The organism is Shewanella sp. ENK2 (genome assembly GCF_043568515.1).
In the GTDB taxonomy this organism is placed as follows: domain Bacteria; phylum Pseudomonadota; class Gammaproteobacteria; order Enterobacterales; family Shewanellaceae; genus Shewanella; species Shewanella japonica.
The window spans coordinates 3449912-3468770 of sequence record NZ_CP171406.1; the positions used below are offsets into that span (position 1 = coordinate 3449912).

Consider the following 18859-nt stretch of genomic DNA (forward strand, 5'->3'; position numbering starts at 1 on the left):
TTTGGCTTGTTTAGACACATTTTGTTTATATTATCGGTTGATGATTAAGACTTACCTAGGTAAGCTAAATATTAATTATGAATCCATCTTACATCGTAAATGAAACAAGCCTTTAGCTCGTTATCGTTTGGAGACACTATGAAAAAGCTTTTCGTTGCCGCAGCTGTTTTAGCATTAAGTGCGTGTAGTACATTAAAAACGAACTCTGATTATGATCCAGCAGTTTCGTTCGACCAATACAAAAGTTTTGCTTGGGTAGAAAAGAAAACTGAAGACAGCACATACCATCTTGATGGTTTGATGGATCAACGTGTTAGAGATGCAGTTAATAACCAGCTGACTCAAAAAGGCTTATCTAAGGTAGACGTTGAAAACGCCGATATACTTGTTAATTACCTTACCAAAGTGGATAAAAAGATTAACGTTGACACATTCAACACCAGTTATGGCTATTACCCATATTATGGGCGTCGTGGCTGGGGTGGTGCGGGTATCAACACGCAAACAACAGTTCGTGAATATGAAGTTGGCACGTTAATTATCGATTTTGTTGATAAAGAAACTGGCAAGCTAGTTTGGCGTGGCAGTGTTGCAGATACGATTCGCGACCAAAATACTCCTGAAGAACGCGTTGAAATTATCAATCATGCGATAGGGCAAGTGATGTTGAATTTTCCGCCAAAGCCAGAGAGTAACTAATTTTAACGTTATTTAGTTTAGCATTTTATCTCTGCAAGATTTTGATAGAAATCTAGTAAAACATTGTATTAGTGATTGTTAAGCCACCTGGTATTTGAGGTGGCTTTTTTGTTTGTATTTCGTTTTATTTAAAGTTGAATGCAATTTGGAATGTGCGTTTACATAGCTGCAAAGTCTTTTTTTGTATCAAAACTCGCCAAATAGGAGCATAAAAGCCAAAAGACATTTCTTTACATTACCAGCTTTGCTAAAATCTGCAGCTTGGTGATAAAGGAAGTCACCACTGGATGAATGAAGAGTAATTAAGATGAAGTCATGGTATTTGTTATATTGTAAACCACGTAATGAAATACGTGCGCAACAAAATTTAGCCATGCAACAAATTGAAAGCTATTTACCTGTCATTCAAGAAGAGAGAACATCTCAAGGAAAAACCAAGCTTGTTGAAGTGCCTCTATTCCCTTGTTATTTATTTATCTATTTTGATCCTACAGAAGTGAGCGTTAGCCGCATTCACTCAACTCGTGGTGCGTCAAGGATAATTGGTTGTCGTGAAGATATGACAGCAATTGATGACAGGATCATTCAAGGTATTAAAAATAGAGTAAAACAACACAAGCCGGATATCGATAAAAGTTTGCAACACGGCGATAAAGTTAAGTTTACTGACGGGCCATTTGTGGATTTAGAAGCGATTTTTGAAGAGAAAAATGCCGAAAAGCGCTGTTTCGTTTTATTTAATATTATGGGGCAGCAAAAACGCATGTCAGTAGAAGAAGCAAGTATTAAAAAAGTACTTTAGAGGCTGTTTGTGTAATTGTGTGAGCAAATAGATTTTAAAGCTTCATCTGGGTGAGATATTGACAACTTTTTCTGTAAGACATTCGCTATTGTTTTGGCCTTCAATTTGATGGTGTAAAATATTGGCTGGTGTTTTGTTTGTTATTTTGAATGAGTGTGATTAGCAGGAAGGTAGCGACATCCGATTTAGTGAATACTGCTATCAATGAGTCCACTAGAGTCATTTGAATTTTTCAACTAACAAACAACATAGAATAAGATATAGTACATTTCGAAATTGAGACGACTTACTAAAAAGAACTAGTACAAAATGGTTGTTTTAGTCAGTTGTTTTTTACAAATATGAATATCGAATTTTCGATGGGCACTATAGAAGCCGTAATCTATGGGCGGTAGCGTGTCCGAAGGACATCGAATGAATAATTTCATTCGTTTAGTGAAAGCCGAAGGCCTCTGGCCGCCACGTGGGTCGGTAGCGTGTCCGAAGGACATCGAATGAATAATTTCATTCGTTTAGTGAAAGCCGAAGGCCTCTGGCCACCACGTGGGTCGGTAGCGGGTCTTAAATATAGTATGTTTGAAGATAAATTGTTCGTCTTAACTTGGAGATTTATAAGGTGTTTCAAAAAGCTAAAAGTTTAGCCATTGCCGCAGTGAGCGCTGTAATACTATTCAGTTTACCTACACAAGCGGTGACTCCGTCTCCACAAATGATTGAACAATTTAAATCATTACCCGCATCAGAACAGCAACGACTTGCAAAACAATATGGCATAGATACTTCAGTATTAAGTGGCCAAACTGGCGGTTCAAGCCAATTTACTGAATCAACGCAAATGCCAGAACGTGGTGCTAATAGAGATTTATCTGAAAGTGAAGAGAAAAAACGCACTGAGTCTGAATTAGATTTCGAGCAAGATAGTAAAAAAGCTGAATTAGCTTTTTTGGTTATGACATGTTTGCTGGCGAGCCAATGACTTTTTCTCCTGTGTCTGATGTTCCTGTTCCGAGTGATTATCTAGTAGGTCCTGGAGATACAGTTAATGTTCAACTCTACGGAAAAGATAACCGTGAATATACACTGACTATTGGGCGTGATGGGACGATCCAATTTCCTGAGTTAGGTCCTATATCAGTCGTCGGATTAACCTTTGTCGAATTACGCGAGTATCTAAGTGAGCGAATTAGCAAGCAGATGATTGGTATTGAGTCTAACATCACCATGGGCGAGCTTCGTTCAATTCGTATCTTTATTGCTGGTGATGCATACAAACCTGGAGCATATACGGTATCAAGTTTGTCTACTATTACTCAGGCTTTGTTCGTTGCTGGCGGTGTCAATGAAATTGGTAGTTTAAGAAATATCCAAGTTAAACGTAAAGGTAAGTTGATTGCCTCATTTGACTTATATGACTTACTGCTAAATGGCGATGCATCAAAAGATATTAACCTTCGTTCTGGTGACGTTGTATTTATTCCTTCTGTTGGAGGTCGCGTAAGCGTTACTGGCGAGATAAGAAGACCTGCGGTATACGAAATTAAGTCAAATGAAACCATTAATGACGTTATCAAAATGGCTGCAGGGGTTAATTCTGGTGCATATCCTAGAAGAAGCAGTATTGAGCGTTATAATCAAAATGGATTAAAAACCATTGTTAATGTTGATTTGACGTCAGAAAAAGCAAAGCAAAAACAAGCTAAACCGGGTGACTTTATAAGAGTTAAAAGTGCATCTACCCAGTATGAAGATGCAATTACTTTAGTTGGTGCTGTTGTAAGGCCAGGAAAGTATCAATGGTTCCAAGGACAAAAGATTAATGATTTAATTCCAACCATTTGGGGAGATTTAGCGATCTCAGCAGATTTGAATTATGGACTTGTGATTCGCGAAGTTGATAAATTTGGCAGAATCGAAGTTCACCAGTTCTCCCTGGTAAAGCAATTGCTCAACAAGATGTAACACAGAATATCGCCTTAAATGCTAGAGATAAAGTGATTGTGTTTAACCATGATGACTCTTCTGTTAATCGATATGAATTAAATAAATTGGTATTGAATCGTGCAAAAAAATCAAACAATTAAGTAGTGATTCCTTAATTGGGTCTGATTTATTTAAAGCTGGCTTCAAATCAATGAATGTTAATAAGCAATCTTCAGTGTTAGGTAAAACTGACATTGGTGGTGTGGTTATGCCGGGAGCTGTTGCTGAATTAGACGAGGAAGAGAAGCTTGTCGGAGACGAAGTCTCAAAAATGTTGTCAAATTTATTTGAAGACAGAGATCTTATTAAACTCAGCTCTTCATTAAGTCGTGAAGAGTTATTATTCCCAATAATTACCAAGTTATCTTTGCAAAGTGGTGTATCAGAAAAAGTTAACGTTATAGCCGTTACTGGTAAAGTGAAGCATTCTGGTATTTATCCTTTAAGTGTTGGCGGCAGAGTCAGTGATTTAATTACTTCTGCAGGGGGTTAGTTGAAGGCGCTTATACGGCACGTGCTGAATTAACCCGTACAGAAACGGATACTAGCATTTCAGATATACAGCATTTACATATTAATGTTGGCAACGCTATTAATGGAGTCGCAGAAGATAACCTAGCACTTGAAGGCAGAGATATGCTGGTTGTGCTAACAACTCCTGAGTGGCAAGAGCGAAAATCTGTTGAAATTCGAGGTGAAGTGAGATTCCCCGGTGTGTACAACATTCGCCGTGGCGAAACATTAGCTGATGTGATGAAACGTGCTGGCGGCTTTACTGATTATGCATTTCCCCAAGCTTCAGTTTTTGTGCGTGAATCAGTAAGAAAACAAGAACAACTAGAAATAAAGAAGTTAGCTGATCAACTACGTCGTGATATTGCAACTCGTGGTGTTTCAAAAGACGGCACTGTAGTTAATTATTCTGAAGCGCAGTTGATGCTAACTGATCTTGAAAATATCCAAGCTCTCGGTCGTTTAGTTGTTGATTTAAATGCTATTCAAGTCGGTATTGAACAAGCTGATTTACAATTAGAAGATAAAGATGTGCTTTATGTACCGACAGTAAAACAGATTGTCTCTGTTATGGGAGAAGTGCAGCATCCGGCAACACATAGATTTAAAGAAGGTATGACATTAAATCAGTACTTAGCTATGTCTGGCGGAGCTCGTGAGCGCGGGGATGACGATAGAACTTATATCATTAAAGCTGATGGTTCCGTTATGTTACCTGAACAGAACTTCTGGTTTAGTAAAACCGCTGCAATTTCTGCTGGCGATACCGTTATTGTTCCACTCGATACAGAATACAAAGATAATCTTACGCTTTGGACTCAAGTCACTCAAATTATTTACAACACTGCTGTAGCTGTGGCCACAATATCTGGTTTATAACGACCGAATACTTTTGGAAATATAATAATATATGCAGCCCAAATAAGGTAACTATTTTACTACTTTATTTGGGTTTTAACTTTTAATAAAAGTAAGTTGAGGGAAAGGTAATATAAGTAGATTCTACTTTTATTATTTAAACAAGATGACAAAACAGATTCCGCAGAATTATTCAGATGCAAATTTCAATGTTAATCAACAAAGTAATAACGACGATGAAATTGATTTAAGAGAGCTTTTTAGCGTTATTTGGCAAGGCAAGTGGCTGATTATTGCTGTTACGACTGTATTTGCTATTGGTTCTGTTGTGTTTGCGTTGAGTCAACCAAATACCTATAAGTCTGAAGCGCTATTATCGCCTGCTGATACAGAGCAAGGAGGTGGTTTATCAGCTCTTGCTGGACAATTTGGTGGCCTTGCTAGTATGGCTGGTATAAATCTTGGTGGCGGTGGCGGAGTTGATAAAACTCAAATGGCTATTGAGGTGGCTAAGTCGCGAAAGTTTACTAGTGAGTTTATTCAAAAGCACAATATTCTTCCTGAACTAATGGCCGTTGACTCTTGGAATATGGTAGATAACTCAATTACATATGATGTTGAACTCTTTGATTCCATTGCTAATAAGTGGGTAAGAGAAGTTAAAGCGCCATTTAAACCAGAACCTTCAATGCAAGAAGCGTATAAAGAATTCAGTCAGCTACTTACAATCAACACAGATAAAGAAACGGGAATGGTAAAAGTTTCTGTTGAGCATTTGTCTCCTACCATTGCCCAGCAATGGGTTAAGTGGTTAGTAGAAGATATTAATTTAGAGATGAAGCAACGAGATGTTGCAGAAGCTCAGCGAAGTACAGCATTTTTAGAAAATCAAATTTCTCAAACTAATGTTGCTGATATTCGTACTATTTTATACCAGTTAATCGAAGAGCAAACTAAAACCATCATGTTTGCTGAAGTTCGTGAAGAATATGTATTTAAAACCATTGACCCGGCACTAGTGCCTGAAGAAAAAACTGGTCCTAAACGCGTATTGATTTGCGTATTGGGTACCATGTTGGGTGCTATGTTAGCGATAATGATTGTATTAATCAGACATTTTGTAAGAAAAGAAGATTAATAAAGATACATAAAAGAAAGAGCCTATTGGTACTGTTTTAAAATAAAAGTAGAAAAACAGTTAAATATAAGGCTTATAAGGGATAGTGCTCACTTACAAATAAGAGTGACTGTCTCAAAATGGGTTAAAAGTGTCTCTGCTTGGTTCTACTGACTGAGATTGGAAAGTGTGAATATTCAATTCACAATGTCTAAATTGAATTTGTTTTTAGACAAATAATACAGTTTCTTAATCATTAAGTAGAATATTAATTAAACCGAAATAAAAAATTATTGATACTCTCTCAGTTTAAATAATTGGTAAAGACACTTATTTCAGTATCATTTTAATAATAAAGTTTCAGGAGAATTAAATGAAAAAAATTATATTAGAAAAGTTCAACGAAGCATTAGAACAGACAGACGTCGATAAGCGATATGAAACTATTGCAGATGAACAGCTTTTACTCGAAAGTGGTCTAGATTCATTGGGGTTTGCTATTTTAGTAGCCTTGCTTGAAGAGGAATTAGACTTTGACCCATTTCAGGAAATGGAAGATGCAGTTTACCCGACAACATTTGGTGAGTTTGTAGCTATTTATGAAAACCGAATCGCATAATAAAATTGTAGATTATCTACGTCAAATACCAAGTGAAAGAGTATTTCTTAATTTTAAAAATACAAGCTATACATTTGGTCATATGTTGGGATTGTGTACCGTTCTAAAGAGCAGATTTCCCGAACTTGTAAGTAAAAGCTGTGCAATTTTATCCGAAGATAGAGAATCTTTAGCGCTGTATTTACCTGCCTTGGATGCTATTTGTAGTCATATATTCTTGCAGCCAGATGATATTGGAGATAAAGAATCTGAATTATATGCATCAGCAGCTATTGATTTTAAAATCAACTTAAGAAATGGCAAAATCAGTTCTGTTGAAAAAATAACTCGTTTAGACTCGCTAGAAAAGCGAGTAAAAGTTTCTAACAGTTATATACTTGCAACATCTGGAACAACAGGTGAACCTAAATTAGCTTCTTATTCCTTGTACTCTCTGACAGCGACAGCTCAAAAAAACATAGCTCGTGGCACAGAGTTTATTTGGGGCCTTTCCTATGATATTAACAGGTTTGCAGGTCTACAAGTATACTTGCAAGCTTTAGTGGCAGGTTCACGGTTAGTTGTTCCATCTAAAAATGAGACGATAGCCACATTAATCCAACTGTATGTAGACAATCATGTAAATTGTCTATCAGCTACCCCTTCGTTTTGGCGCAAAGCGCTCATGGTACCCTCGCATAAAAGAGTACCTCTCAAACGAATCACTCTAGGGGGGAGATTAGCAATCAAAATATTCTAACTGCGCTATCGAATGGTTTTCCTGATACGAATATCATCCACATTTATGCTTCTACAGAGGCAGGTGTGGGGTTTGCTGTTAAAGATAAACAAGAAGGCTTTCCTATTAACTACCTCACTGAAGAAACAGAGCTTAAATGTCAATTGAAAATTGAAGGTAGCTTGTTGTGGATAAAAAGCCAGCATGGGTGTTCTGACTTCCTCAAAGGAGATTTAAATATTGACCAAGATGGCTTTATAAATACAGGCGATTTAGTTGAGATTAAAGGTAATAGGGTACTTTTCCTTGGGCGTGAAAGTGGCTCGATCAACGTTGGCGGCAACAAAGTGATGCCAGAGAAAGTCGAGGCTGTACTAGAAGATAGTCCGCTTGTGTCTATGGCCAAAGTTTTTGCCAAACAGAACCCTGTGTTAGGTGCTTTAGTTTCTGCTGATGTAGTGCTTAGCGGCGGTGAGACTCTGTCTAGTAAAGAGTTGAAAGCTGCATTAATCGCTTTTTGTCGAGACAAGCTGGAACCATTTGAAATCCCTGTTATGTTTAAACTAGTAGATGAGATAACCACTAGCTCTACAGGAAAGAAAATTAGGAACAAAAAATGAAAAATGTAATTGTTACTGGCTCTGCTAAAGGGTTAGGTCTGGAAATATCAAGGCAGTTAGTTATAGCTGGTAATAAAGTCATTGGTATTAGTCGAACAGCTACAAAAGAATATGAAAGCCTTCAAGCCGAATACCCAGAACAAGTGTGTTTCTATCAATTCGATTTTGCTAAAACTGAAGAAATCTCTGCGCTAGTCAAGAAAGTGACCAAAGAGAATGGTCGTATATATGGTTTGGTAAATAATGCAGCACTAGGTCATGACGGTGTGCTAGCAACCATGCATGAATCTGATATTGCGCAAGTAATAAAAGTTAACGTAGAGGCTCCGATTCTGCTTACCAAGTATGTATCGCGATCGATGCTACTTAATAAAACAGGAAGAATAGTAAACGTTGGTTCAATCATAGGTTCAACCGGTTTTAATGGGCTTAGTGTCTATGGTGCAACTAAGTCTGCACTTGGTGGTTTTACTAAATCTTTAGCACGTGAACTTGGAAAAGCGCAAATTACAGTTAATACTCTTGCTCCTGGTTATATGGAGACAAATATGACGGTAGGCCTAGTTGGAGATAAACTTGAAAAAATCACGCGGCGCAGTTGCTTAGGAAGGTTAGCTAATGTGTCGGATGCTGCTAGTATGGCGTTGTTTTTAATGTCTGAGAGCGCATCTGGTGTTACTGGAGCTACATTTACAGTAGATGCTGGAAGTACTGCATAAGTAGGGCTTTTCTATTCGGGAAAGCTTTCGTTCAACAAAAGAATCATGTAAAGACTCCTTAAAAATGAAGCATTTTCTGGATAGTTATTTTTAATAGGCTTATAGATTATTGCTTGAAGGTTTTTTGTTAATAATACATGGAGGGTTTGTAGGTTTATAATGTTCAGGATATTCCAATGGAGCGATTTCAAAGTTTGTTTTTCGGTCAGAGTGACAAAAATCAAAACGTTTAAGTGATTTTTTATTGTGAATTAGATACAATATTTATTTGGTGGTGAAGGTATTTATTTATGACTTATAGAAGTATAGATATGAAAAGTGTCTCCGATATACTTGGGGTTGATTTTATTGGGCCTAATGTCGTAGTTAATGGATTGAACTTAGCTAATAGAGAGCTTAATGGTTTCAATCTGTCTTATATAGGCCATGAAAACTACTTAGAGTTTATTGATCAAGAAGAAATAGTTGCAGTTTTTATTTCTAAACAACATTTTGAGTTTTTGGATTCAAAAGTAAAAGGAAATAAAACGTTTTTTATTGTAGATAACCCTGAAGAGCAGTTTTATAAACTACATGCTTTTTTATATGAAAAAACAGACTTCTACACAGCACCATTAGTTTCTGAATGTGGAGATAATGTGGTGATACACCCGACAGCTGTGGTTGAGGAGGGAGTAATCATTCAAGATAATGTTTTAATTGGTGCGAATGTTGTGATCCATAAAGGAACTGTTATAGGGCACAATGTAGTTATTCATGCAGGAGCTGTGATTGGTACCCAGGGACTTCAAGTTTTGTATAATGGTGAAGTTCCATACTTAGTACAGCATGTTGGTGGAGTTAAAATTGGCGATAACGTTTCCGTAGGTGCAAATGCGTGTATAGCTAATAGTTTATTTGATGGTTATACTGAAATTGGAAAATCAACTAAGATCGATGCATTAGTTTTTATTGCACACAATTGTAGGGTAGGCAAAAACTGTGTTCTTACCACTGGCGTGGTTATGGCTGGTAGTTCATCTCTTGATGACGGAGTTTGGTTAGCACCTAATTCAGTTATACTTAATCGAATTAATGTTGGACAAGAATCATTAGTATGTTCCCATTCATTAGTGATGAGAAACGTGCCAGAGAATACTAAAGTAATAGGTGTCCCAGCGAAAAGGGTTGGGCGAACAATAGCAAAATAAATCTTCTCTGCTAAATGTTTTTGAAATAGATATTGATTTAAATATACCTAACTTAATTAATTGTGAATTTAATAAATTTAGATTTTTCAAAATTAATTGTAAAAATATTTTAGAACGTTAGTTGGACTCCTACATTGATATAAGTAGTCTTTCAGAGAATTAATCAATATTAATGTGGCAGTTTCTAAAAAATGACAATCTTTCAAGGTTGGATTTTTTATAACTATAGAATCAGAAAGTTCAAAGTTCACTTTAATTATAAGTGGAATAAAATATGTATTATAATCACTTGATTTTAATCCTTGTATTATGGTTCGGTAGAACCTGTTATTGGTTTATCTTAGCATTTGATAAAAATTACATCGTTACTCATTTGTCTGATGTACTCTAGGCCATGCATGTTAAATAGAAAAAATTTAAAAAATGTTATAGCAAATTTAGCCGGTAGATTTTGGTCAATAGCTGCAAATCTTATTGTAGTTCCTGTATACCTAAATTTTCTCGGCTTGGAATCATATGGATTAATCGCTTTATATACTTCTATTATTTTAGCTATAAATGTTGCGGATGCTGGATTATCTCCTTCTTTCGCTCGTGATATAGCAAGAGCTGATAAAGCATCAGATATGGGAAATGCTTTAAAGACATTAGAAATAATTTATTTAGCTTTGTTTATAATAATATCAGCTATTGTCCTTAGTTGTTCTAATGAAATATCCAAACTTCTTATATCTTCTTCAAGTTATTCTAGTTCCCAGAATGAAATTATGATCATTATGATGGTAATAGCCGCTAGTGCTCAGTTATGTACAGTGGTTTATCGCGCTGGCTATATGGGACTTGAAAAGTATGTAAGGGTCAATACATATACGGTTGGGTTTAGTATAACGCGATTGTTTGGTCCTGTAGTAATATTTATGTGGTCAACAGACCTTTATTATTATTTTTTTTATCAACTAATAATATCTTTAATGTATCTTTTGTTTATTAGAAATCGATACTGGATGGAAATAGGGAATCCACGTTGTTTCAAATTTGACTTTGTTTATTTAGCAGGTATAAAAAAATTTGCAGGTGGTCTTTTTATTGTTTCAATAATGTCGGTAATTACTACTCAATTAGATAAGTTTATGCTTTCAAATATGTTAGGTGTGAAATCATTATCTATTTATTCTATTGCAAGCGGTGTATCGATGTTGTTATATAGTATTTGTCTACCAATAGTAATAACATTTTACCCAAAGCTTACTAAGCTAGTAAAAAATGAAGCGTTTGATGAATTAAGTGATTTATATTTAAAAGTAAATTATTTCGTGTCAGTAGTATCTATATCTGCTCTTTTGACCCTTTGTTATTATGCATACGATATTATTTTATTATGGACTAATGATGCTTATATTGCGGAGAGTTCATCTATTCTCATCCCAATCTTATGTACTGGTACGTTTTTTTGTGTCTTCAGCTTCTTCCTTATCATTTAGGCTTAGCCAATGCATATAATAAGCCTAATATGATTTTAGGCTTTGTATTTATGGTTATCACTCCGATAGCATTAACCAAACTTATTAATGCTTATGAGATAATGGGGGCCGCTTATAGTTGGTTAATAATAAATGTGATTTATTATTTAGTTCTAACAGTAGTGATAGGAGTTAAATATGAAGGTCTTAAATTGTCTTTGTATAAATTTATGAGCACAATTTTAATTGGATTTGTTATGCTCATTTCATTTGAGTTTGTATCTGTGTTTAATAACGACTTATTTTGGGTTGTTGATTTAATAATGGCTCTTTCTTTTGGTTTCTTTATTTTGGCTCTAATGCAAGTAATAGGTAAAAAGTATGCTTCTTTCAATTGTTATACCCACGAAAAATAGATTTTCGACACTAATACCTGTTGTTAAAAGTATTCTAGAAACTCTCGAAGGGGATTACGAGGTTGTAATACAAGATAATTCAGACGATACAGACCTATTGCCGACGGATATCTTGAATAATGATAAAGTGAGTTATTACCACCATTTAGGTCACTTACCTGTTTCCGACAATACAGAGTTAGCTATAGGTAATGCAACTGGTAAGTATATTTTGTTTATTGGCGATGATGACTTTGTTTCTCCAAGTGTGATGGAAATAATTTCAGAAATGGAATTGAAAGATATAGATAACTTAACTTATGATGCTGGCCACTATTGGTGGAATACGGTAGAGTTTAGTCAAGTTAATTATTATCATGATAAAGAAAGGTTGTGGATACCCCAAAAAGTTAATAAGGAAATTAACGAAAAAACAAGCAGTTTGGAATTAGAGAAATATTACTCGCGAGGCGGGGTTTCTATCGGCAGTTTACCTCGAGTTTACCATGGTATAACGAAAAAAAGTGTATTAGAAAAAATAAAGAAAAAAACAGGTCATTATGTCGTTGGCTCATGTCCTGATATATCATTAGCTATATCGTTGGCATTGGTAATTGAAAAGTTTCATGTAATGAAATGGCCAGTAACATTATATGGAGCAAGCAGGGGCTCTGGCGGTGGTATGACTGCGAGTAAGAGTCACTATGCAAAAATTGATGATATCCCTTTTCTTAGAGACGGCATAAAAGAGCGTTGGGATAAAAACATTCCGGAATTGTGGAGTGAGCGAACTATTTACCCTCAGACAGCAATTGAAGTGCATCAAATGTTTGGTGCGATGCATCATATAGACTTTTATGAGATGTATGCAGCTCTATTTGCATATGAGCCTCACTTAAAACATATTTGGATTGAAGGCTATAAAAAGCTAACTTTAAAGAGTAAATATCGAATTTTAATTGCGAAGTTAGCTAAGAAGTCAATTGGGCAATTATATAGTAAATATAAATATAAATTTAGAAAACTAGGTTATGATGTTAAAACGGTAAGTGTGAAAAATATTTCATCATATTTATAAGGTTTTTCATGAATAAAACACACGTTTACTGTTTTTTATTAACGATTGTGAATTTAATATTCCATGAATCGCCACTAGGTCTAATAATATCAGTTCCTCAAATTATTTTCATGTGTTTCCTTTTGGTAACAAATAAAGAATATGATAAGATTTTGTATTTCCATATCATGTTCGTTTTCACAACGTTGGCAATTCCATATTCTCAGTTAACAAATCCAGGCGAAGGTTCTATGGATATGTATAACTATTCAAGACTCAAATTGCTAGGGCCGTTAGCTTTTAGTCAGCTACTTTTAGTCGGATTAATTGGCTATGGTATATTGAAAAACGGAATTGTTAGAGTAAGCCCTAAAAGTAAACCCTTGTCCTACCTTTTAATTTACTTTTTATTATCAGGGGCTGTTTTAAGTTTTTATGGCTTAGCTTTTAATGAATATTCATTCATAAAAATGCTAACATACTTTGTTTATATATCAGTTCTAGTTTTAACTTTAGTATCAGTACTGATGCTAAAAAATACAGAAAAAATATATCAGCTTTTATATTCTTTATTATTAATGGCACCAATAGCTTCTGTTTCAGTTTATCTACTTGGGTTTTCTAGCTCTTATGGTAGTTCTACTGTTCCAGGTATGACTGAAGTAGCATACTTTTCGCCTATACTGATATATAAAATGATTAGTGAAAGAAAAATATCATACTTAGAAGTTTTTTCTGTATTGTGTTGTATATATCTAGCAAGTACTGGTGCATCTGGTGGTAAAGGTATTATTGTAATTTTAGCCGTAATAGTTCTATCTTTAATTACAAAAGTAACAATTAAAAGAATTACAGTGTTAAGCATGTTGGTTTTAGGTTTTTTACTAATGTTATTATTTGTATCATATGATGAACTATATGAATTTAACAGCTTACTACTGTATAAACTTGAATCTGTTTGGTTACTTTTTAATTTTATATTTTCCTTTAATATGGATATGTTGGGAATTTTGCCAATGTCTCCACGAGTGAGGGTGATTGAACTATATTTGATATTTCAGGAAAATGGAAAAAGCATTGTATACTTTTTGTTTGGCCAAGGATTTGGTGGCTGGTATCAAGATACATTAGGTTATTTTTCAGGAATAGATTTATCAAGCGCGTTTAGCGAAAATGAAATTAGAACTGGTCGCTTCCACTCTGCTCATGATTTTTTTGCTATATTACCATTCTTTCATGGAATATTCGGAGTGTTTTTTATGGGGGGTATTCATTTATTATGTATCAAAAATAAACTACTCATATTTATACCTATGTATTATTCCGTTTTTATTGTCCATTTACTTTAATAATCAATTTGGTGCTTTTGCAGTAATAGTGCTATTGATCATCGCTCGAAGGGGGATGCTTTAACAAGGTGTTAACTTATTTGGGGCGTGGAATAATGTTAGTAACATAATTAGATATAAAATATTTAAGCAGAAATTAATTTAAGCGGACTTGTCTGCTTTTTATAAACATTTGTGAAATTGAGTACGGAGTATTTAGATTGAATATGATTCCTTTAGTAAGCGTTGCACTTCCGCCGAAAGAAATCCTTATGCCAAAATTGGAGGAAGCACTTTATGGTGGAGCTCCTATTAATGAAGGTGAAGCAGTTTACAAATTTGAACATAAATTCATATCAAAATTTGGATTACCTACTACTTCACTTTCAATGAGTAGTGGTACTGCTGCACTTCATACCGCATTAATATTGGCCGGTGTGTCAGCTGATGACGAAGTTATCACCACAAGTTTGACTGCTGAACCTACGAATTTGGCTATTAAGTTTGTCGGGGCTGATCCAGTCTTTGCAGACGTTGACCTACAGAGTGGAAATCTTAGCGCAAAAGCAATTGAGGCCTCTATTACTGATAGAACCAAAGCCGTTATCGTCGTTCATTATGCAGGTTACCCTGCTGATATAGTAAGAATACGACAGATATGTGACAAGTATGACCTGGTCTTAATTGAGGATTGTGCTCATGCTCTAGGAGCTAAGGTTGAAGGCAGGTCAGTAGGTACATTTGGTGATTATGCTATATTCTCATTTCAGGCGATTAAACACTTTACAACTGTTGATGGTGGCTTTTTAGTTTGTAAACATAGTGATAATTTTATACGGGCTAAGAAAGTCAGATGGTTCGGGATGGAAAAGGGAGTTGCCAGAACTAAGCTGGATATCACTGAGGTTGGTTATAAATATAACTATCAAAATGTATTTGCCGCAATAGGGCTCGTTCAGCTTGACTATATTTCAGAAAGATTAGACGCTCATATTTTTAATGGCAAGTATTTTGATCGTCATTTCGAAAAAGTAATTGGATTAAACTTCGCGAAATCACCTAAAAATGCTGAGCCCTCTTATTGGTTATATACTTTGATTTGTGAAGATGCATTAGTAGCAACTGAGCTAGAGGCGTACTTAAACTCTAGTGGTATTTCGGCATCTAAGTTACACAAATTAAATCATAATCATAAGGTTTTTGATTGTGCACTTGAAATGTCTGAGACTAATGATCTTTATAGTAGGATGTTACATATCCCATGTGGTTGGTGGGTTAACGAACAAGAAAGAGTTAGAATTGTAGCTGCTGTCTGTGAAGGAGTTAAGTATGCTAAGTCTTTACAAAGCCCAACTGTCTAGTGATACTCTGCCAATAATCAGTGAGGTTTTTACTTCGGGGGCAATTGCTGCAGGAAAATATGAGCAAGAATTGATAAGTGAAATCACCTCACAACTGAAATGCGCTAATGTTAGTATAATCAATAACTATTCATCTGCAATTTCAATGGGCTTACGAGTTGCAGATATAAATATAGATGACGTTGTCCTATGTAAATCATTCTCCTGTTTAAACACTACTTCACCAGTACTCGCACTAGGTGCTCGTATTGCTTGGGTTGATCTTGAGAGAAACAGCACAGATATTTGTTTAGCCGATTTAGAGAGAAAAATTAGGAAATACAAGCCTAAAGTATTTTTAAATTACCACATATCAGGTTACGTTGATGACCTTGAAGCAATTAACGAGCTATGTAATCGGTACAATGTAAGGGTGATTCAGGACTGTAATGCACTAATTTACTCAAAAGATGAACATGGTTATGTGTGCAATCTTTCCGACATTACTGTCTACTCTCTTTATCCTAACCGGCTAATTAATAGTATTGATGGCGGTGTTTTAGTCTTTAGAAAACACACTGACTTACTTAGAGCTGATAAACTGAAACGATTAGGTATTCCACCTTTAGGATTCAGGGACTCTTTAGGGGAAATTGACCCTGGCTGTGATATTGAAGAGGTTGGCGTCAATTGTACGAATTCTAATGTTGCTAATTTACTTGCTCTATATTCACTAGGATCATCTCAAGCTCTTAGAGAAGCACTTAGTCGAAATGTTAAGTACTTGAAAAATGCTTTTAGCAATTCAGATTACATCCAAGTTGTGCGGCATAAAAATTTCAATAATATGGAGTTGTGTTGGAATTTTCTTATTTTAGTTGATAGCACAATTAAGAGAGAGCTAATAAAGTTAGCGAAGGTTGAAAATATTGAACTATCGACAATGCATATAAATAACCACTTATATAGTGCTTTTCCTGAAGGAATTTCACTTGAAAACACAAATGAATTTTATAGTAATGTATTAGCTGTTCCTTGCGGACCTTGGCTTTCAATAGAACAAGTAGGTTTTATTGCAACTACCCTGATGCAAATTTTAATTAAATTGGATGGAAAGAATGTTTAAGAACAAAGTATTGATGATCACTGGTGGTACGGGCTCTTTTGGAAATGCTGTTTTAGATCGATTTTTAAAAACAGATGTTAAAAGTATAATTATTTTTAGTCGAGACGAGAAAAAACAAGAAGATATGAGAATCGCCTATAATAATTCAAAATTACGATTTGTAATAGGTGATGTTAGAGATTCATTATCAATATTGAATGCAATGAAAGGTGTTGACTATGTTTTTCATGCTGCAGCATTGAAACAAGTACCTTCTTGTGAATTCTATCCTATGGAAGCAGTTAAAACTAACGTCATTGGCACCGAAAATGTTATCAATGCGGCTGTTGCAAACGATGTAAAGAAATTAATTTTACTTAGTACAGATAAAGCAGTGTACCCGATCAATGCGATGGGTATATCTAAATCCATGGCAGAAAAAGTTCTTGTAGCGAAAGCTAGAAGCTTAGGAGAAAATGAAACTGTTTTATGTGCAACACGTTACGGAAACGTAATGGCATCTCGTGGTTCAGTTATTCCTCTATTTATTGATAAGATGCTACAAGGTGAGCCGTTAACGCTTACTGATGGCAGCATGACTCGATTCCTAATGTCATTAGGTGAGTCTGTTGATCTAGTCTTACATGCATTCAGTAATGGTGAGCAAGGTGATATTTTTGTTCAAAAAGCTCCTGCTTGTTCTATTTCTACACTTAGTGAAGCATTAGGGATTGTATTTAAAAAGGAAATAATAACCAAGACAATTGGAACACGCCATGGAGAAAAATTATATGAGACCTTAGTTTCTAGAGAGGAAGTTTGTAAAGCACTAGATGAAGGGCGATTTTATAGGGTGCCTGCTGATAATCGTTCGCTTAACTATGATAAATATATTTTAGATGGGCAGCCAGATTTGAATAATATCGATGATTATACCTCTCACAATACAACTCAATTGAATGTTAATGAAGTCTGTGAGGTATTGCGATCGCTGGACTACATAAAAGAAAAATTAGCCAAATAAGTTTTTTTAATTTGTAATTATCTGTGTGCATTTCATTGGTGGTTATGTATCTTCTTTTCTTTTCATTTGGTGATTAATTTGAGTTTTGAACAATTTGTATATAACAAAGTGAAGAATAATAGACCATTAAAAAATATGCTAAAGTTTTTATATCAAGCATTTTTTTATTTACCTTCTCTTTTTCTAAAAAGTTTTACGTTAGATCTGATTATAATTATAAAATCGTAGAAGGGCGCTTTGGGTTTCACGATAGAGCGTCAGTTAACGAACTTGGATTTGTGATTTCACATGAAAATATTCATGACCTTAAGAGCGGAGTAGCTAGGTCAGCAGACATATTTATTACCGATGTTTTTAAGGATGAGAAGAAGAAAGTTGTAACAACAAATTGTTTCAACAATCAACAAGGATCCTTAGCAACATGGTTTAATAATGATAGCATTATATATAATGACATGCTTGATGATGAACCCAAAACTATTATCAGAAATATTAATGGCGAATTAATAGATTCAATTGATGGTCACTTTTTTTCTTTATCCAGAAATTGCAAGTATATTTCAATGATTTGTTTTAAAACATTCGGTATGGGTTTAGAAGGTTATGGTTATAAGTTTAACTCGACTATCGATGAGCAGCGCTTGGATAAGACGCTAAGGTTATATGATATAGATAATCGTAAAGTTGTTTTAGAAATACCAATTGATTTTCATAATTCCAGAGAAGCTCTGAAACCATTCGGTTTATTAGATCGTGGATTTGAGTATTTTTCTCATACCAATTTTAGTCCAGATTCTAATAAAATGTACTTTCTTCTTAGGAGTTCAAATAAGCTTAGGAATACTTCCCAACTTTATGTTCTGAGTTTATTAGATTGGAGTATAACAAAGGTTGGAACTGGTGGTATGGTTTCACATCTTGATTGGTTAGGCAATGATTGTGTTTTGGCATTCGCAAACACAGTAACATCTGAAAAGTATAAATATCAGCTCTTTAACCTTATCTCCGGAAAAACCGCGAGTATAGATTCTAAGTTTCTATTGAAAGACGGACATCCAACAGTGCTAAATGATAGGAATTTTTATACCGATACCTATCCAGATAAAAGTCGAAATCAAGCGTTATATAAAGTCAGTAGCGATGTTAAAGGCTTTGATGAAGTAGAGTTGATCGCTAAAATTCTTAGTCCAATGCGATTCACTGGTGTAGATCGAGTTGATTTACACCCAAGAGTTTCTCATTGCGGGAAGTATCTCTCGTTTGATAGCTCGCATCTAGGTAGGGCAAGTCAAGTTGTGCTATATAAGTAGCTCTT

At 35.0% G+C, this 18859-nt stretch carries 16 protein-coding genes and 1 pseudogene; all 17 read left to right on the plus strand.

The genetic code is table 11. The features are described 5' to 3' along the window. The first annotated feature begins 138 nt into the window (after positions 1-138). The 17 genes and pseudogenes from ACGEDC_RS15165 (at position 139) to ACGEDC_RS15245 (ending at position 18854) form a co-directional block, all read left to right on the plus strand. On the plus strand, positions 139-699 hold the full coding sequence (locus tag ACGEDC_RS15165) for a DUF4136 domain-containing protein (protein WP_055026334.1): 561 nt from the start codon (positions 139-141) through the stop codon (positions 697-699). 307 nt (positions 700-1006) lie between these two features. Beyond that, positions 1007-1501 (plus strand): transcription/translation regulatory transformer protein RfaH, encoded by a 495-nt coding sequence (rfaH, locus tag ACGEDC_RS15170; protein WP_394494177.1) that lies wholly within the window; start codon positions 1007-1009, stop codon positions 1499-1501. Positions 1502-2117: 616 nt separating this feature from the next. Then, positions 2118-4873, plus strand: a pseudogene (locus ACGEDC_RS15175) (SLBB domain-containing protein). Positions 4874-5018: 145 nt separating this feature from the next. After that, positions 5019-5990: a Wzz/FepE/Etk N-terminal domain-containing protein gene (locus tag ACGEDC_RS15180; RefSeq protein WP_372037348.1), complete on the plus strand. Its 972-nt coding sequence runs from the start codon at positions 5019-5021 to the stop codon at positions 5988-5990. A 352-nt stretch (positions 5991-6342) separates the two neighbouring features. After that, a complete protein-coding gene (locus ACGEDC_RS15185) occupies positions 6343-6588 on the plus strand; it encodes an acyl carrier protein (RefSeq protein ID WP_394494180.1) in 246 nt (81 codons plus the stop codon). After that, complete coding sequence (locus ACGEDC_RS15190) at positions 6569-7327, plus strand: AMP-binding protein (protein ID WP_394494182.1); 759 nt, start codon at positions 6569-6571, stop codon at positions 7325-7327. Before ACGEDC_RS15185 ends, ACGEDC_RS15190 begins: the two co-directional genes overlap by 20 nt. A 65-nt stretch (positions 7328-7392) precedes the next feature. Continuing rightward, positions 7393-7926: an AMP-binding enzyme gene (locus ACGEDC_RS15195; protein ID WP_394494184.1), complete on the plus strand. Its 534-nt coding sequence runs from the start codon at positions 7393-7395 to the stop codon at positions 7924-7926. After that, positions 7923-8645: an SDR family NAD(P)-dependent oxidoreductase gene (locus tag ACGEDC_RS15200; protein WP_394494186.1), complete on the plus strand. Its 723-nt coding sequence runs from the start codon at positions 7923-7925 to the stop codon at positions 8643-8645. The genes ACGEDC_RS15195 and ACGEDC_RS15200 overlap by 4 nt, the downstream gene beginning before the upstream one ends. A 290-nt stretch (positions 8646-8935) precedes the next feature. Beyond that, entirely contained in the window at positions 8936-9835 is a 900-nt protein-coding gene (locus ACGEDC_RS15205) for a DapH/DapD/GlmU-related protein (RefSeq protein WP_394494188.1), read from the plus strand. 398 nt (positions 9836-10233) lie between these two features. Then, complete coding sequence (locus ACGEDC_RS15210; protein WP_394494190.1) at positions 10234-11316, plus strand: oligosaccharide flippase family protein; 1083 nt, start codon at positions 10234-10236, stop codon at positions 11314-11316. A 50-nt stretch (positions 11317-11366) separates the two neighbouring features. Then, complete coding sequence (locus ACGEDC_RS15215) at positions 11367-11711, plus strand: hypothetical protein (protein WP_394494192.1); 345 nt, start codon at positions 11367-11369, stop codon at positions 11709-11711. Further along, entirely contained in the window at positions 11677-12768 is a 1092-nt protein-coding gene (locus ACGEDC_RS15220; RefSeq protein ID WP_394494194.1) for a glycosyltransferase family 2 protein, read from the plus strand. Before ACGEDC_RS15215 ends, ACGEDC_RS15220 begins: the two co-directional genes overlap by 35 nt. A gap of 8 nt (positions 12769-12776) precedes the next feature. Further along, complete coding sequence (locus ACGEDC_RS15225) at positions 12777-14096, plus strand: hypothetical protein (RefSeq protein WP_394494196.1); 1320 nt, start codon at positions 12777-12779, stop codon at positions 14094-14096. 206 nt (positions 14097-14302) lie between these two features. After that, the gene (locus tag ACGEDC_RS15230) at positions 14303-15436 is read left to right on the plus strand and encodes a DegT/DnrJ/EryC1/StrS family aminotransferase (protein ID WP_394498368.1); all 1134 of its coding nucleotides are present in this window, start codon (positions 14303-14305) and stop codon (positions 15434-15436) included. Continuing rightward, positions 15405-16541 (plus strand): DegT/DnrJ/EryC1/StrS family aminotransferase, encoded by a 1137-nt coding sequence (locus ACGEDC_RS15235; RefSeq protein ID WP_394494198.1) that lies wholly within the window; start codon positions 15405-15407, stop codon positions 16539-16541. The genes ACGEDC_RS15230 and ACGEDC_RS15235 overlap by 32 nt, the downstream gene beginning before the upstream one ends. After that, the gene (locus ACGEDC_RS15240; RefSeq protein WP_394494200.1) at positions 16534-17544 is read left to right on the plus strand and encodes a polysaccharide biosynthesis protein; all 1011 of its coding nucleotides are present in this window, start codon (positions 16534-16536) and stop codon (positions 17542-17544) included. Before ACGEDC_RS15235 ends, ACGEDC_RS15240 begins: the two co-directional genes overlap by 8 nt. Before the next feature lie 278 nt (positions 17545-17822). Beyond that, positions 17823-18854: a hypothetical protein gene (locus ACGEDC_RS15245; protein ID WP_394494202.1), complete on the plus strand. Its 1032-nt coding sequence runs from the start codon at positions 17823-17825 to the stop codon at positions 18852-18854. The last annotated feature ends 5 nt before the right edge of the window (positions 18855-18859 follow it).

Coding starts and splice junctions, on each gene's coding strand:
- ACGEDC_RS15165 (WP_055026334.1), top strand. CDS start 139: ATGAAAAAGCTTTTCGTTGCCGCAGCTGTTTTAGCATTAAGTGCGTGT.
- rfaH (WP_394494177.1), top strand. CDS start 1,007: ATGAAGTCATGGTATTTGTTATATTGTAAACCACGTAATGAAATACGT.
- ACGEDC_RS15180 (WP_372037348.1), top strand. CDS start 5,019: ATGACAAAACAGATTCCGCAGAATTATTCAGATGCAAATTTCAATGTT.
- ACGEDC_RS15185 (WP_394494180.1), top strand. CDS start 6,343: ATGAAAAAAATTATATTAGAAAAGTTCAACGAAGCATTAGAACAGACA.
- ACGEDC_RS15190 (WP_394494182.1), top strand. CDS start 6,569: ATGAAAACCGAATCGCATAATAAAATTGTAGATTATCTACGTCAAATA.
- ACGEDC_RS15200 (WP_394494186.1), top strand. CDS start 7,923: ATGAAAAATGTAATTGTTACTGGCTCTGCTAAAGGGTTAGGTCTGGAA.
- ACGEDC_RS15205 (WP_394494188.1), top strand. CDS start 8,936: ATGACTTATAGAAGTATAGATATGAAAAGTGTCTCCGATATACTTGGG.
- ACGEDC_RS15210 (WP_394494190.1), top strand. CDS start 10,234: ATGTTAAATAGAAAAAATTTAAAAAATGTTATAGCAAATTTAGCCGGT.
- ACGEDC_RS15215 (WP_394494192.1), top strand. CDS start 11,367: ATGGTTATCACTCCGATAGCATTAACCAAACTTATTAATGCTTATGAG.
- ACGEDC_RS15220 (WP_394494194.1), top strand. CDS start 11,677: ATGCTTCTTTCAATTGTTATACCCACGAAAAATAGATTTTCGACACTA.
- ACGEDC_RS15225 (WP_394494196.1), top strand. CDS start 12,777: ATGAATAAAACACACGTTTACTGTTTTTTATTAACGATTGTGAATTTA.
- ACGEDC_RS15230 (WP_394498368.1), top strand. CDS start 14,303: ATGATTCCTTTAGTAAGCGTTGCACTTCCGCCGAAAGAAATCCTTATG.
- ACGEDC_RS15235 (WP_394494198.1), top strand. CDS start 15,405: ATGCTAAGTCTTTACAAAGCCCAACTGTCTAGTGATACTCTGCCAATA.
- ACGEDC_RS15240 (WP_394494200.1), top strand. CDS start 16,534: ATGTTTAAGAACAAAGTATTGATGATCACTGGTGGTACGGGCTCTTTT.